Source organism: Mesorhizobium sp. B4-1-1, assembly GCF_006439375.1.
In the GTDB taxonomy this organism is placed as follows: Bacteria; Pseudomonadota; Alphaproteobacteria; order Rhizobiales; family Rhizobiaceae; genus Mesorhizobium.
The window spans coordinates 323117-335912 of record NZ_VFTH01000001.1; the positions used below are offsets into that span (position 1 = coordinate 323117).

The following is a 12796-nucleotide window of genomic DNA, read 5'->3' on the forward strand; positions in this document are numbered from 1 at the left end:
CCATGTAAAGGCAAGCTGGCACAATTGCATAGGACAAGTCGGCCGAAAACCGGCGGCCGGATTTCGGCGGTTCCCGACGACGGCGGAAATCAGATGTCGAAGCTGACCACGTGGTCCATGCTCTGCGACGGCAGGAGCTGGTCCATCTGCCGTGAAGGCTGGTCGCAGCCGGTTTCCCCTACGACGCGGGCGGGCACGCCGGCGACCGTCTTGTTGTGCGGCACGGGCGACAGCACCACCGAACCAGCGGCGATCTTCGAGCAATGACCGACCTCGATATTACCGAGAATCTTGGCGCCGGCGCCGATCAGCACGCCGCGGCGGATCTTCGGATGACGGTCGCCATTGGCCTTGCCGGTGCCGCCCAGCGTCACCCCGTGCAGGATCGACACGTCGTCCTCGATGACGGCCGTCTGGCCGACGACCAGGCCCGTGGCATGGTCGAGGAAGATGCCCCTGCCGATGCGGGCGGCCGGATTGATGTCGGTCTGGAAAACCGAGGACGAACGGCTCTGCAGGTAGAGCGCGAAGTCCCTGCGGCCCTGGTTCCACAGCCAATGCGCCAGCCGGTGCGTCTGGATCGCGTGAAAGCCCTTGAAATAGAGAACCGGCATGATGAAGCGGTCGCAGGCCGGATCGCGGTCGTAATAGGCCTGGATGTCGACGCGAACCGTCGTGCTCCACTCCGGATCGTCGTCCAGCATCGCCTTGAAGGTCTGGCGGATGAGATCGGAACCGATGTCCTGATGCGCCAGCCGTTCGGCAAGCCGGTGGATCACCGCTTCTTCCAGGCTCTCCTGGTTGAGGATGGTCGAATAGAGGAAGGCCGCGAGCAGCGGATCGCGGTTCACGGCCTCCATCGCCTCGTCGCGGATCGACCGCCAGATCGGATCGACCGGCTGCACCATGCTGGGACGGGCAATCGTAACGCTGTTCATCGACGCTCTCCGGCCTTACTCATTCTGCGGCGGCACATATAGGCTAGATCATACCACGGTTGAACTCAATTTTCCTTAGTGCTTTGTCAAATGGACATGGTTCACCCAGATTCAAGCGACGATGGAAAACGAACCCTTGATCGACGAAGCGCTGAAAAGCGAGCTTGCAGCGCTCTACCAGGCTGCGGATCGCCACTATCACGGCTTGGCTCACATCGAAGCGATGCTGGCGCTGGCAGGCGAATACCGGCACCTTCTTGATGACCCGGAGGCCGTCGAAGCGGCGATCTGGTTCCACGATGCCATCTATGACAGCCGCGCCAAGGATAATGAGGCAAAAAGCGCCGAACTGGCCGAGAAAAGGCTCGCCGGACGCGCCAACTCCCATCGCCTCGCTCGCATCGCGGCCATGATCAACGCCACCGCCACCCACCAGTTGCCGCCTTTCCGCAACGAGGACGCGCTCAACGATGCGGCTTTTCTGCTCGACATGGATCTGGCCATCCTCGGCGCCGAACCGGCGGTGTTCGATGCTTACGAGAGGGCGGTCCGGTCGGAATATGGCTGGGTAGAGGAACCGATGTGGCGCGCGTGCCGCGCGGGCGTCCTGAAGAGCTTCGTCGCCCGGCCGCATATTTTCTATACGACCGAGTTCCGGGATCGGTTCGAGGCGCAGGCCAGGGAAAATCTCGGCCGTTCACTGCAAGCCCTGCAAGAGCGGCGCTGATAGGCCCATACCCTCGCTGGGCTTTGCCCCTATGCCTGAATTCCAGGCCCTGCGATCACTATGGAACGTGAACCGCTCCGGAATGGCCGCCAGCATGGAAAACAGCTTCCACCAACCCGTCGATGCCGCGCAGGTGCCGCGATTTGCCGGGCTTTCCACCTTCATGCGGCTGCCGGCCGTACCGACCGCGAAAGGGCTGGACATCGCCCTTGTCGGGATTCCATGGGATGGCGGCACGACCAACCGGGCCGGGGCCCGCCACGGCCCACGCGAAATCAGGAACCAGTCGAGCCTGATGCGTCGCGTCCACCACGTCTCGGGAACAGAACCGTTCAGCATCGCCAATGTCGCCGACGTGGGCGATCTGTCGGTCAATCCTATCAACCTGCTGGACGGGTTGAAGCGCATCGAGGACGGCATTGCCGCGATCGTGGCGGTCGGCGCCCTGCCGCTAGCCGCCGGCGGCGATCACCTGACGACGCTGCCGGTGCTGCGCGCCGTGGCCCGCAAGGCGCCTGTTGGCATGGTTCACTTCGACGCGCATTCCGACACCAACGATCGCTACTTCGGCGACAATCCCTATACGCACGGAACGCCTTTCCGCCGCGCGATCGAGGAAGGGCTGCTCGACCCCAAGCGGGTTGTCCAGATCGGCATCAGAGGCTCGATCTACGAGCCCGGCGAGCATGAATGGGCAACGTCACGGGGCGTGCGCATCGTCTATATGGAAGAGTTCGTCAGACGCGGCGCCGCTTCCGTGATGCAGGAAGCGCGCGATCTTGTCGGCGACAGCCCGACCTATGTGACGTTCGACATCGATTGCATCGATCCGTCCATGGCCCCCGGTACCGGTACGCCGGAACTCGGCGGCTTCACGACGCGCGAGGCGCAGGAGATGGTTCGATTGCTGGACGGATTGAATTTCGTCGGCGCCGATGTCGTCGAGGTCGCGCCTCCCTTTGACGTTGGCGGCATGACGGCGCTGGCCGGCGCGACGATGATGTTCGAGCTGCTGTGCGTGATGGCGAGATCCCTCGCCGACAGGAGCGCGCGCGGCTAGGGCGATTGCGGGAAAGGCGCGCAGCGCCTTCCGGCTAATCCGGAAAGGTCTCGATCCTCTCGGCGTAGCCTCTGAACCCCGCGCGCCCGTAAACCGACTGGGCCGCCGGATGATCATACGTATCGGTGTGAAGCCAAAGCCTTTGCGGCCCGTGCGACCACGCCGAGCGCAACGCCCGGTCGAGCAGGAACGGCCCCAATCGCTTTCCTTGAAAAGCCGGGACCAGTCCGAAATGAACGAGCTCGATAGCCGCTTCGCCGACATTGTTGAATTCGCAGAAGCCTGCGGCTTCGCCATCGACGCGCAGCACATGGATATGCGTGGCGTCATCGGCGAGCAGCGTTTCGAGTTCCGCTTCCGGCATGCGCAGACGCTGGTCCCATTGCACCGGCCCTCCGACCGCGCGGTAGAGATCGAGATAGCTGGAAAGACCGAGGCTCTCGCGCGCCACGATCGCGACGGGCGAAGGTGACGCAAGCGGAGCGCCCTGAGGCGGCGCCGGCATCTCCATGTAGGTGACGAGCAGATCGACCATTGTGAGCCGAGGAGCGCCGCGCTTAGAGCGGGTTTTCGGCGTAGAACTCGAGCACGCGCTGCTTGAAGCTCTTGTCGCCGACGGCGAGCATGTGGTCGCGGCCCTCGATGTGAAAGGCCCTTGCGTTCGGCATCAGCGCCGCAAGTTCGTCCGGCGAACCGCCGATATCGTCCTTCGTGCCGATCGCGATCAGGGTCGGCTGGGCAATGCGCGCCATGTCGTCCTCGCTCAACAGCTCGCGCGACTTGGCGATACATGCAGCAAGCGCGCGACGATCGCTGCGCGTCTGGTCGGCGAAGGCGCGGAACGCGCGGCCGCGCGGATGCGTGGTCTGGGAGGGGTCTTCCGCCAGCAGGGCGGCCGCGATCGGGTCCCAGTCGCCGACGCCGTCGACCATGCCGATGCCCAAACCGCCGAACACCAGCGTCGCCACCTTCTCCGGATCGGAGAGCGCCATGAAAGCCGAGACGCGCGCGCCCATCGAATAGCCCATGACATGCGCGCGCTCGATACCGAGATTATCAAGCAGCGCGGCCGCATCGGACGCCATCTTGGCCGGCGTGTAATCGGCCTCGTGATAGCTCTTCGACGACGAGCCATGGCCTCTGTGGTCGAAGGCAATCGCCCGGTAGCCGGCGTCGTTCAGCGTCTTGAACCAGCCCGGCGATACCCAGTTGACATAGTGGCTGGAGGCAAAGCCGTGGATCATCAGCACGGGGTCGCCCTGCCCCGAGGCCGGCTGGCGATCGAGATAGGCGAGTTCGAAACCGTCATGCGAAAAGAACTGCATCGGCAGATTTGCTTTTTCAGTTGGCGCCAGTGCCGATAGCCGGGTGGCGCAACAGATCGCCTTCCTTGATGCCATCCCGGGCGGCTGTGCCGGCCTTGAGTTCAAGCACGAAGCGCACGGGTTGTCCCGGCGAGATGATCGCTTCGGATTCGGGCTCGCCGCGCTTGATGGCTTTGATCCTGCCGTCCTGGCCGATGAAGATGAGGTCGAGTGCCATCGGCGTGTTCTTCATCCAGAAGTCGACCTCATCCGTTCTTTCGAAGACGAACAACATGCCGTGATCGTCTGCCATGGTCCGGCGAAACATCAGTCCCGCCTCGCGTTCGGAGGAGGTGTCGGCGATCTCGATAGAGAAGGAACGCTCGCCCGAACCGGTCGACACCACAAGCGGGGTCCGGTCGATCGGCAGCAGCATCGCATCCGCCGAACTAGGCTTCGCAGCGATGAAACAGGCGGCGAAAACGATCGCGGCGCAGAATACGCCCGCGGTCAGCCAATTGCGATGAGCCATGGGTTACCTCGTCCAGACGCTCGTCCTAAACCATGATCCGGACAAGTGGAACCGGTTTTCGGACAAGATGGTCACGCCGTGGCAAAGGGACTTTTCGACTGCGTCGAGAAACCCTCAGTGCGAGACCGACAAGGTGCCCATATCGGGGTGGATTTCGGCGGCCATAAGGCCTTTGTCGCCGCGTCCGAAGCGGACGAGCACGACCTGCCCGGGCCGGAGCTCGGTTATGCCGTAGCGCCGCAGCGTCTCCATGTGGACGAAGATATCTTCTGTCTCCTCGCCCCTCGTCAGGAAGCCGAAACCCTTGGTGCGATTGAACCACTTGACCAAGGCCCGCTCGAGGCCGCTCTCCGGGTTGACGGTGACGTGGGTGCGCTGTTCCTGCTCTGCCGGGTGGACAGCCGTCGAGGCATCCATGGAAAGGACGCGGAAAGCCTGCAAGCCGCGCTCGCCCTGTTTGACCAGGCAAACGACGCGCGCGCCCTCAAGCGCCGTCTGGAAGCCGTCCCTTCGAAGACAAGTCACATGGAGGAGGATATCGCCCGAGATGCCGTCGTCCGGAAGAATGAAGCCGTAGCCCTTGGCCACGTCGAACCATTTGATAGCGCCGGCGATTTCGACAAGCTCGGCGGGGTCGCCGCCATTGTCCCGCTGCAAGGCGTCGTCAAGGCTTCCGTCCCGCCTCGTAAAAGAGGCTTTTTCCCCCATAAGAATGCCCCCTTTTTCCAACTGAACCGCAACTGATTCTTGCCAAGAGATTAACACTGCGGCTTCCGGGGTGTGCAAGGGCTGACGTGCCTTTTTTCACGGTTCAGCACTGGAAAGGTTGAAATGTTGTTTGCCGGCGCTTCCCGAAGTCGAAAGCGAGATCCGAAAATCGATCCTGCCGCCGCATTTGTCGGATGATTGCCCTTTCCCCGGACGGCCCTTATGGTGCCCGCAACCCCAGCAGCCGAGGAAGCCGCCATGCGCTATCTGCATACAATGGTCCGCGTCGCCGATATCGACCAATCGATCGATTTCTACTGCAACAAGCTCGGCCTGAAGGAGGTGCGCCGTTACGAAAACGAGCAGGGCCGCTACACGCTGATCTTCCTCGCCGCGCCCGAAGACGAGCAGCGCGGCATCGACGAGAAGGCGCCGCTGATCGAGCTGACCTACAATTGGGACCCGGAAGACTACAAGGGCGGCCGCAATTTCGGCCACCTCGCCTATGAGGTCGACGACATCTACGCCACCTGCCAGAAGCTGATGGACAATGGCGTGACCATCAATCGTCCGCCGCGCGACGGCAACATGGCCTTCATACGCTCGCCGGACGGCATCTCGATCGAGCTGCTGCAGAAAGGCCCCGCCAAGGCCAAGGCCGAGCCATGGGCCTCGATGGCGAACACGGGCGTCTGGTAAAGGCCGGCGATCGACGCCGATTTGACCAGCGCCGCTGGCGTTTGGCCAGGCGGTGCCTATCTATCTGCCATTGGCGCCAGCCTTATCCAGGCTGGCGTTTCTTCATCCGCCAGGAGAATCTCATGCCGACAAGCCGCGCCGATGTCGCCACCGAGCACGCAAGCCGTTACCTGCAGCAGCTCTGCAAGCACTGGTCGCACAAATTCCCTGTCGAGTTCGACCCGCGGCATGGCGCCATCCAGCTCTCGATCGGCCGCACCGTGATGGATGCCGACGATCAGGCGCTGCACATCGCTCTGGCCGCCGACGACGCAGCCTCGCTGGAGCGGCTGGAGAGCGTGGTCGCCGACCACATCAAGCGCTTCGCCTTCCGCGAGGAATTGAGCTTCGACTGGCAGAAGGCCGCTTAGTCCCGGGCAATTCCAGGGAAGCGGTCCGCGGTTAGGCTCGGCGACTTCGCCGTAGCCTTCCGTCAGGGATTGCGTACTGTGATTAGTCAGGCGCCGGCCTTGCCGGCCATTTCCAGCAGCGCCATCACACTGCGCCAGTTGCGTGCCGTGCCCGGCACCTTCAGCGTGCGCGGGATGAGATTGGCGAAGACCGATTTGCCGAGCCCGTCCGGCGCATGCAGGTAAAGCACGTCGCCTTTGATTTCGAAGCGCTCAGGGCCGGTGCATTTGTCGGCGAGCCGCTTCGTCTCCTCGGCGGTCGGCTCGCGCTCCAACGCATAGGCATGAAGCTTGGTCGGTTCGCCGGCGACCTCGGGATAGGGATTGTCCTTCACCAGCCGCTCGAACCAGCCGGCATCGCGCACCATGATGCGCGAATCAAAGCCCCATTTCTTCTCGAAGGCCGCCTCGATCTCCCTGGTCAGCGTCGCCGCATGCTCCTTCTTCGCCCGGAACACGACATTGCCGCTCTGCACATAGGTCGCGACGTCGGCGAAGCCGAGGCTTTCGAAGAAGGCCTTGAGCTCCGTCATCTTGACGATGCGGTTGCCGCCGACATTGATGCCTGAAAACAGCGCTACGAAGACCGTGCTTGTTTTTGCGCTCATATGATGAACCCCGCCAGCGTCTCGTTGTCGGTGATGTCCTGATATTGCACGCCCTCGGCGTCGAAATTGGCTTTCAGCAGGTCGAAATTGCGCCGGTCCTTGGTCTCGATGCCGATCAGCACCGAACCGAAATTGCGCGCCGACTTCTTCAGATACTCGAAGCGGGCGATATCGTCGTCGGGGCCGAGCATTTCGAGGAAATCGCGCAGCGCGCCCGGCCGTTGCGGGAAGCGGATGATGAAATACTTCTTCAGCCCCTCGAAGCGCAGCGCCCTCTCCTTTACGTCCGGCAGCCGCTCGAAATCGAAATTGCCGCCGGAGACCACCGCGACGATGGTCTTGCCCCTGATTTCCTTGCGGGAGAAATCTTTCAGCGCATCGATCGCCAGCGCGCCGGCCGGCTCCAGCACGACGCCCTCGACATTGAGCATTTCGATCATGGTGGCGCAGAGCCGGTTCTCCGGGACCAGGCGGACGGCATCGGCAGTGAAGTCCTTGAGATGGCGCAACGGCTCGCGGCCGATCTCAGCCACCGCGGCGCCGTCGACGAAATTGTCGACCTTGGCGAGCTTGACCCGCTTGCCGCCGGCAAGGCTCTCGCGCAGGCTCGGCGCGCCCGCCGGCTCGCAGAACACAAAGCGCGGGTCGCGATGCTGGTCGGCGAAATAATGCGTCACACCGGCGGCAAGGCCACCGCCGCCCACGGGCAGCATGACGATGTCGGGCACGCGGGCGCCCGGCATCTGGGCCGCGATCTCATAGGCAACCGTCGCCTGGCCCTCGATGATGTCCTTGTGGTCGAAGGGCGGCACCATATGCGCGCCGGCGGCCTCCGTGAATTCGAAGGCGGCGCGATAGCAATCATCGAAGAAGTCGCCGACCAGCCTGATTTCGACGAAATCGCCGCCGAACAGCCGCGTCTTGTCGATCTTCTGCTGCGGCGTCGTCACCGGCATGAACACGACGCCCTTCTTGCCGAAATGGCGGCAGACGAAGGCAAAGCCCTGGGCGTGATTGCCTGCCGAGGCGCAAACGAACAGTTCGGCATTGTTGCCAGCGGCGAGCGCCTTGCGGAAGAAGTTGAAGGCGCCCCTGATCTTGTAGGAACGCACCGGCGTCAGGTCCTCGCGCTTCAAAAGGACGCGGGCGCCTGTCTTCTTCGACAGATAGTCGTTCTCCTGCAGCGGCGTTTCCGGGAAGATTCCGCGGATCGCTTCGGCGGCCACGGCTACGCGGGCGGAAAAGCTGTTCACTGAAGGTCCCTCGTTTCGGCAGCCGGCACGCGGCAGAATGGCCGTGACCCGTGCCGGCAATCTTCCTGCCGCCGTTTTGGCTTTCGCGCAACAGTGCGATGGCCGTCGCCCGACGCTGGGCCAATTTCCGCTGGACGCGACTTACTTTAGCCGCACTTCGGCTGTCCGGGAGGTTTTCGCGGAGGTGGACGGCCGATCGTGGCCGGAATGGAATTGCCAGTGAAAGTGTCGACGTGCGGTTGAAGACAATTCTGATCATTGCCTTTGCCCTGCTGATAGCAGGCTGCGCGGGCCACCAGACGCAGGAAATCCTGGGCAGCGTCGTCGTGCCGACGACGGCGACCGAGATCGCCGGCAACCACTCGATCTTCATCGCCACGACCCGCAAGCGCTCCGACGACCCGAACAAGGTTTTTGACGGCGAACGCTCGGCGACGCTCAACTATGCGCGTGTCAACGTCACCGTTCCCCCCATTCACCAGACCGGCCAGATCGAACGCCGTTCGCGCGGCAAGTCGAACGACCCGACGAAGTATTTCATGGCCTCCGAAGTCGTCGGCTACGACACGCAGCCGAAATTCGCCAGCGCCCTCAACGCCGACATCGACGCCCGTGGCGGCCGCGTCATGGTTTTCGTCCACGGCTACAACACGGGCTTCGACGACGCCGTCTACCGACTGACCCAGATCGTCCACGATTCCGGCTATCCGGGCACGCCGGTGCTGTTCTCCTGGGCTTCCGGCGCCAAGACCACCGATTATGTCTATGACAAGGAAAGCGCCGCCGCCGCCCGCGACCAGTTGGAAGTGACGTTGCGGATGCTGGCGCAGACCGGCGCCCGGCGCATCGACATCGTCGCCCACTCGATGGGAACCTGGGTGACGATGGAGACGCTGCGCCAACTCGCCATCACCGGCGACCGCGATCTCAGCGGCAAGCTCGGCGACGTCGTGCTCGCCTCGCCCGACATCGATGTCGACGTCTTCAAGAGCCAGATGCGCCGCTACGGCAAGCCGGACAAGCCCTTCATCCTGCTCCTGTCGGACGACGATCGGGCGCTGAGGCTCTCCGGCCTGATCGCCGGCTCGCGGCCGCGCGTCGGCGATTATCGGGATGCCGCCGACCTCGCCTCCTATGGCGTCACAGTGGTCGACCTTTCCAAGATCAAGGGCGCTGACAGCTTCAACCACACCAAATTCGCCGACAATCCGATGATGGTGCAGATGATCGGACAGCGGCTGCGCGAGGACGACGGCTTTGCCAGCGATCGTGATGTGACGGACCGCATCCGTCAGTTGGCTGCGCAGTAACCGTATCGGTGCGGGTTCCGTGCCCGCAGGGACTTTGAACTGGACCCGGCCGCTTTCTGGCTTTATCGGAGTAGCAAGAGAGGTTGCCGCCCTTGGGGGATCCCGGGTGACTGTGCATGTGAAGATCGTTGTCGGCCTTGCCTTCACGCTCGCCCTCGCCGGCTGCGCCGGTCCCACGCATGACCTGCTCAACCGCAAGGCGGTTGCGGCGCCTGCCTCCGACATCGCCGCCAAGCACGAGATCTTCGTCGCCACGACCCGCCAGCAGGCGACCAAGGATCCGCGCCAGGTCTTCGACGGCGACCGTTCGCTGACCACCCTCTATGCCCGCGTCGACGTCACCGTGCCGAAGATCCATCAGGTCGGCGCGATCGAGCGCGCCAAGGGCTCGGCCGACTCTAACCCGGCCAAGCAGTTCACCGCCACCGACGTCGTCCACTATGGCGATGCGCAGCAATTCGCCAAGGCGGTCGGCGCCGACATTTCCATGCGCGGTGACCGCGCCCTGGTGTTCGTGCACGGCTTCAACAACGGTTTTGACGACGGCATCTATCGGCTGACGCAGATCGCGCACGACACCAAATATCCGGGTACGCCGGTGCTGTTCTCATGGGCGTCGAGCGCCAAGGCGACCGGCTACATCTACGACAAGGACAGTTCGACCGCCGCGCGCGATGACCTCGAGGCGACGCTGCGGATGCTTGCCAAGACGAAGGTCAAGAGCATCGACATCATCGCCCATTCGATGGGCACCTGGCTGACGATGGAGGCGCTGCGCCAGCTCGCCATCACCGGCGACCGCGATCTCAGTGGCAAGCTCGGCTACGTCATCCTCGCCTCGCCCGACATCGACGTCGATGTCTTCAAGAAGCAGATGATCCGCTACGGCAAGCCCGACAAGCCCTTTGCCATCCTGCTTTCGGGCGACGACCGGGCGCTGAAGCTGTCGAGCTTCATCTCCGGCGACAAGCCGCGCGTCGGCGACTACGGCAACGCGGCCGATCTCGTCAATTATGGCGTGACGGTCGTCGACCTGACCCAGGCCAAGGGCGGCGACGGCGGCCTGAACCATGCCAAATTCGCCGACAACCCGATCCTGGTGCAATTGCTGGGCAACCGGCTGCGCACGCCGGCCGGGCTTGCTTCCGACGAACCCGACCCGGCGCAGCTCAACAATATCGGCCAGGGCCTCGGCAAGGCGGTCGGCTCGGTCGCCGAGGTCGTCATCACCACGCCATTCAAGGTGCTGACCATCGCCACGGGCGGATGACTTGCCTTAGACGAAGAGGTCGACCTTCTGGAATGTCGTCACGTCGACCAGGCCGACGTCCGAGATCCTGAGTTCCGGAATGACCACCAGCGCCAGCAGCGAGTGCTGCATATAGGCGTTGTTGAGCGAGCAGCCGACCTTGCGCATCGCCTCGGTCAGTTGCTCGGCCTTGGCCGCGACGATCTCGGCGCGTTCGTCGGACATCAGGCCGGCGATCGGCATCTCGACCAGCGCCAGTTCCTTGCCCTTGGAATAAAGCACGACGCCGCCGCCCACCTCGCTCAGCCGGTTGACGGCCAAAGCCATATCCTCCTTGTTGGTGCCGACGACGATGATGTGGTGCGCGTCATGCGCCACGCTGGACGCCATCGCGCAGTCTTTCACATAGCCGAAGCCGGAGACGAAGGCGTTGGTGACACCGCCCGTGCCGCGATGCCGCTCGACCAAGGCGATCTGGCAGATGTCGTTGCGGCGATCCATGGCGACCAGCCCGTCCTCGACCGGCAGGTCGGCTTCCAGAGCGCGCGTCGGCGCCTGGTTCTCGATCACGCCGATCACCCGCGCCCGCACCTCGTTGGCGCCCTGCGGCGCGGAAATGTCGAAGTCCTTCGCCGCGAGCTTCTTGCCGAGCTTGACCGTGTTCTTCGCCGATTGCGGATAGTCATAGGCCGCAATGTCGATCTCCAGCTTGCCGCCCTTCGCCAGCCGGACGCCGCGGCCATAGACCTCGTCTATGGTCATCTGGGCAAGGTCCGAAACGATCAGCAGATCGGCGAGCCGTCCGGGCGCGATGGAGCCGATCTCGCGCTCCAGCCTGAAATGCTGCGCGATGTTGAGCGTCGCCATCTGGATCGCCGTCACCGGCTTCAGGCCCTGGCTGATGGCGTGCCGCACCACCCGGTCCATATGGCCTTCATGCACAAGCGTGCCGGAATGGCTGTCATCGGTGCACAGGATGAAGTTGCGCGGGTCGATGCCGCCTTCCGTCACCGCCTTGATCTGCGCCGCGACGTCGTACCAGGCCGACCCCAGCCTCAGCATCGCCTTCATGCCCTGGCGCACGCGCGCGATCGCGTCCTCGGCACGCGTGCCTTCATGGTCGTCCTCCGCCCCGCCCGCGACATAGCCGTGGAACGGCAGGCCGAGATCGGGCGATGCATAATGCCCGCCGACTGTCTTGCCGGCCTTGACCGTCTCGGCGATCTCGCCCGACATCACCGGATTGTTGGCGGCGACGCCCGGGAAATTCATCACCTCGCCGAGGCCGATGATGTTTTCCCAGGTCATGGCCTCGGCCACGTCGGCGACCGTCAATTCGGCGCCGGCATGTTCCAGCCCCGGCGCCGAGGGCACGCAGGACGGCATCTGCACATGCACGTTGATCGGCATCGCGACCGCCTCGTCATGCATCAGCCGCACGCCCGGCAATCCAAGCACATTGGCTATCTCGTGCGGGTCGATGAACATCGAGGTCGTGCCGTGCGGGATGACCGCGCGGCAGAACTCCGTCACCGTCACCATGCCGCTCTCGACGTGCATGTGCGCGTCGCAAAGGCCGGGCACCAGATAGCGCCCGCCGGCATCGACGACCTTCGTCCCCTGCCCGATGGCGTGGCCGGCATTCGGCCCGCAATAGGCGAAACGGCCGGCGGCGATCGCGATATCGGTGCCGGGGATGATCTCGCCCGAATGGACGTTAACCCAGCGACCGTTGCGGATGACCAGATCGGCCGGCTTTCGGCCCATCGCAACGTCGACCAGATGTGTCGCCACCTCCGTCCACGGCTTTGGCTTTGCGGCGCTTGTCGGCTTGGCGTTCGTCATCGGCTGATTCCTCTGCATGGGCCACTTTGGCAAATGTCGGCGTCCGGGGCCAGAGCGTCGGGTCGTAAACCACTGTTGCAGAGATGCAATTCCGTTTCGTGGCGAATGGAGCTA

14 protein-coding genes are annotated in these 12796 nt (G+C 63.6%); 6 read left to right on the top strand and 8 right to left on the bottom strand.

Annotated features, from left to right (window positions below):
• Positions 1–89 precede the first annotated feature (89 nt).
• Positions 90–938 (bottom strand): serine O-acetyltransferase, encoded by an 849-nt coding sequence (gene cysE / locus FJW10_RS01625; RefSeq protein ID WP_140897883.1) that lies wholly within the window; start codon positions 936–938, stop codon positions 90–92.
• A 121-nt stretch (positions 939–1059) separates the two neighbouring features.
• Between cysE and FJW10_RS01630 the strand changes: the two genes are divergently transcribed.
• Together FJW10_RS01630 and speB are read left to right on the top strand one after the other, a co-directional pair.
• Positions 1060–1665: a hypothetical protein gene (locus FJW10_RS01630; protein ID WP_140897885.1), complete on the top strand. Its 606-nt coding sequence runs from the start codon at positions 1060–1062 to the stop codon at positions 1663–1665.
• 94 nt (positions 1666–1759) lie between these two features.
• A complete protein-coding gene (gene speB, locus FJW10_RS01635) occupies positions 1760–2725 on the top strand; it encodes an agmatinase (RefSeq protein WP_140897887.1) in 966 nt (321 codons plus the stop codon).
• A 34-nt stretch (positions 2726–2759) separates the two neighbouring features.
• Here the strand turns inward: speB and FJW10_RS01640 are convergent, their stop codons facing one another.
• From FJW10_RS01640 to FJW10_RS01655, 4 genes are all read right to left on the bottom strand, one after another.
• Positions 2760–3260 carry a GNAT family N-acetyltransferase gene (locus tag FJW10_RS01640; RefSeq protein WP_140897889.1) on the bottom strand — a complete coding sequence of 167 codons (501 nt, stop codon included), beginning with the start codon at positions 3258–3260 and terminating at the stop codon, positions 2760–2762.
• Between the two features lie 22 nt (positions 3261–3282).
• A complete protein-coding gene (locus FJW10_RS01645; protein WP_140897891.1) occupies positions 3283–4050 on the bottom strand; it encodes an alpha/beta hydrolase in 768 nt (255 codons plus the stop codon).
• 16 nt (positions 4051–4066) lie between these two features.
• Complete coding sequence (locus FJW10_RS01650) at positions 4067–4561, bottom strand: DUF192 domain-containing protein (RefSeq protein ID WP_140897893.1); 495 nt, start codon at positions 4559–4561, stop codon at positions 4067–4069.
• Between the two features lie 114 nt (positions 4562–4675).
• The gene (locus FJW10_RS01655) at positions 4676–5269 is read right to left on the bottom strand and encodes a cold-shock protein (protein ID WP_140898234.1); all 594 of its coding nucleotides are present in this window, start codon (positions 5267–5269) and stop codon (positions 4676–4678) included.
• A gap of 258 nt (positions 5270–5527) precedes the next feature.
• On the opposite strand from FJW10_RS01655, the gene gloA reads away from it, so the two are divergent.
• Both gloA and FJW10_RS01665 read left to right on the top strand, forming a co-directional pair.
• Positions 5528–5968: a lactoylglutathione lyase gene (gene gloA / locus FJW10_RS01660; protein ID WP_140830481.1), complete on the top strand. Its 441-nt coding sequence runs from the start codon at positions 5528–5530 to the stop codon at positions 5966–5968.
• A 122-nt stretch (positions 5969–6090) separates the two neighbouring features.
• Complete coding sequence (locus tag FJW10_RS01665) at positions 6091–6378, top strand: DUF2218 domain-containing protein (RefSeq protein ID WP_140830483.1); 288 nt, start codon at positions 6091–6093, stop codon at positions 6376–6378.
• Positions 6379–6464: 86 nt separating this feature from the next.
• Here the strand turns inward: FJW10_RS01665 and FJW10_RS01670 are convergent, their stop codons facing one another.
• Both FJW10_RS01670 and ilvA read right to left on the bottom strand, forming a co-directional pair.
• Positions 6465–7025: a DUF1697 domain-containing protein gene (locus tag FJW10_RS01670; RefSeq protein WP_140897895.1), complete on the bottom strand. Its 561-nt coding sequence runs from the start codon at positions 7023–7025 to the stop codon at positions 6465–6467.
• Complete coding sequence (gene ilvA, locus FJW10_RS01675; protein WP_140897897.1) at positions 7022–8278, bottom strand: threonine ammonia-lyase IlvA; 1257 nt, start codon at positions 8276–8278, stop codon at positions 7022–7024. The genes FJW10_RS01670 and ilvA overlap by 4 nt, the downstream gene beginning before the upstream one ends.
• A 233-nt stretch (positions 8279–8511) precedes the next feature.
• On the opposite strand from ilvA, the gene FJW10_RS01680 reads away from it, so the two are divergent.
• Positions 8512–9588, top strand: coding sequence for an alpha/beta hydrolase (locus FJW10_RS01680; RefSeq protein ID WP_140897898.1), 1077 nt, complete (start codon positions 8512–8514; stop codon positions 9586–9588).
• Between the two features lie 106 nt (positions 9589–9694).
• Positions 9695–10858, top strand: a complete 1164-nt coding sequence (locus FJW10_RS01685; RefSeq protein ID WP_140897899.1) for an alpha/beta hydrolase — start codon at positions 9695–9697, stop codon at positions 10856–10858.
• 6 nt (positions 10859–10864) lie between these two features.
• On the opposite strand, the gene ade is transcribed toward FJW10_RS01685, so the two are convergent.
• Positions 10865–12682 (bottom strand): adenine deaminase, encoded by a 1818-nt coding sequence (ade, locus tag FJW10_RS01690; protein ID WP_140897901.1) that lies wholly within the window; start codon positions 12680–12682, stop codon positions 10865–10867.
• Positions 12683–12796 lie beyond the last annotated feature (114 nt).

Coding starts and splice junctions, on each gene's coding strand:
- FJW10_RS01665 (WP_140830483.1), top strand. CDS start 6,091: ATGCCGACAAGCCGCGCCGATGTCGCCACCGAGCACGCAAGCCGTTAC.
- FJW10_RS01655 (WP_140898234.1), bottom strand. CDS start 5,269: ATGGGGGAAAAAGCCTCTTTTACGAGGCGGGACGGAAGCCTTGACGAC.
- ade (WP_140897901.1), bottom strand. CDS start 12,682: ATGACGAACGCCAAGCCGACAAGCGCCGCAAAGCCAAAGCCGTGGACG.
- FJW10_RS01640 (WP_140897889.1), bottom strand. CDS start 3,260: ATGGTCGATCTGCTCGTCACCTACATGGAGATGCCGGCGCCGCCTCAG.
- cysE (WP_140897883.1), bottom strand. CDS start 938: ATGAACAGCGTTACGATTGCCCGTCCCAGCATGGTGCAGCCGGTCGAT.
- FJW10_RS01645 (WP_140897891.1), bottom strand. CDS start 4,050: ATGCAGTTCTTTTCGCATGACGGTTTCGAACTCGCCTATCTCGATCGC.
- FJW10_RS01630 (WP_140897885.1), top strand. CDS start 1,060: ATGGAAAACGAACCCTTGATCGACGAAGCGCTGAAAAGCGAGCTTGCA.
- gloA (WP_140830481.1), top strand. CDS start 5,528: ATGCGCTATCTGCATACAATGGTCCGCGTCGCCGATATCGACCAATCG.
- FJW10_RS01670 (WP_140897895.1), bottom strand. CDS start 7,025: ATGAGCGCAAAAACAAGCACGGTCTTCGTAGCGCTGTTTTCAGGCATC.
- speB (WP_140897887.1), top strand. CDS start 1,760: ATGGAAAACAGCTTCCACCAACCCGTCGATGCCGCGCAGGTGCCGCGA.
- FJW10_RS01650 (WP_140897893.1), bottom strand. CDS start 4,561: ATGGCTCATCGCAATTGGCTGACCGCGGGCGTATTCTGCGCCGCGATC.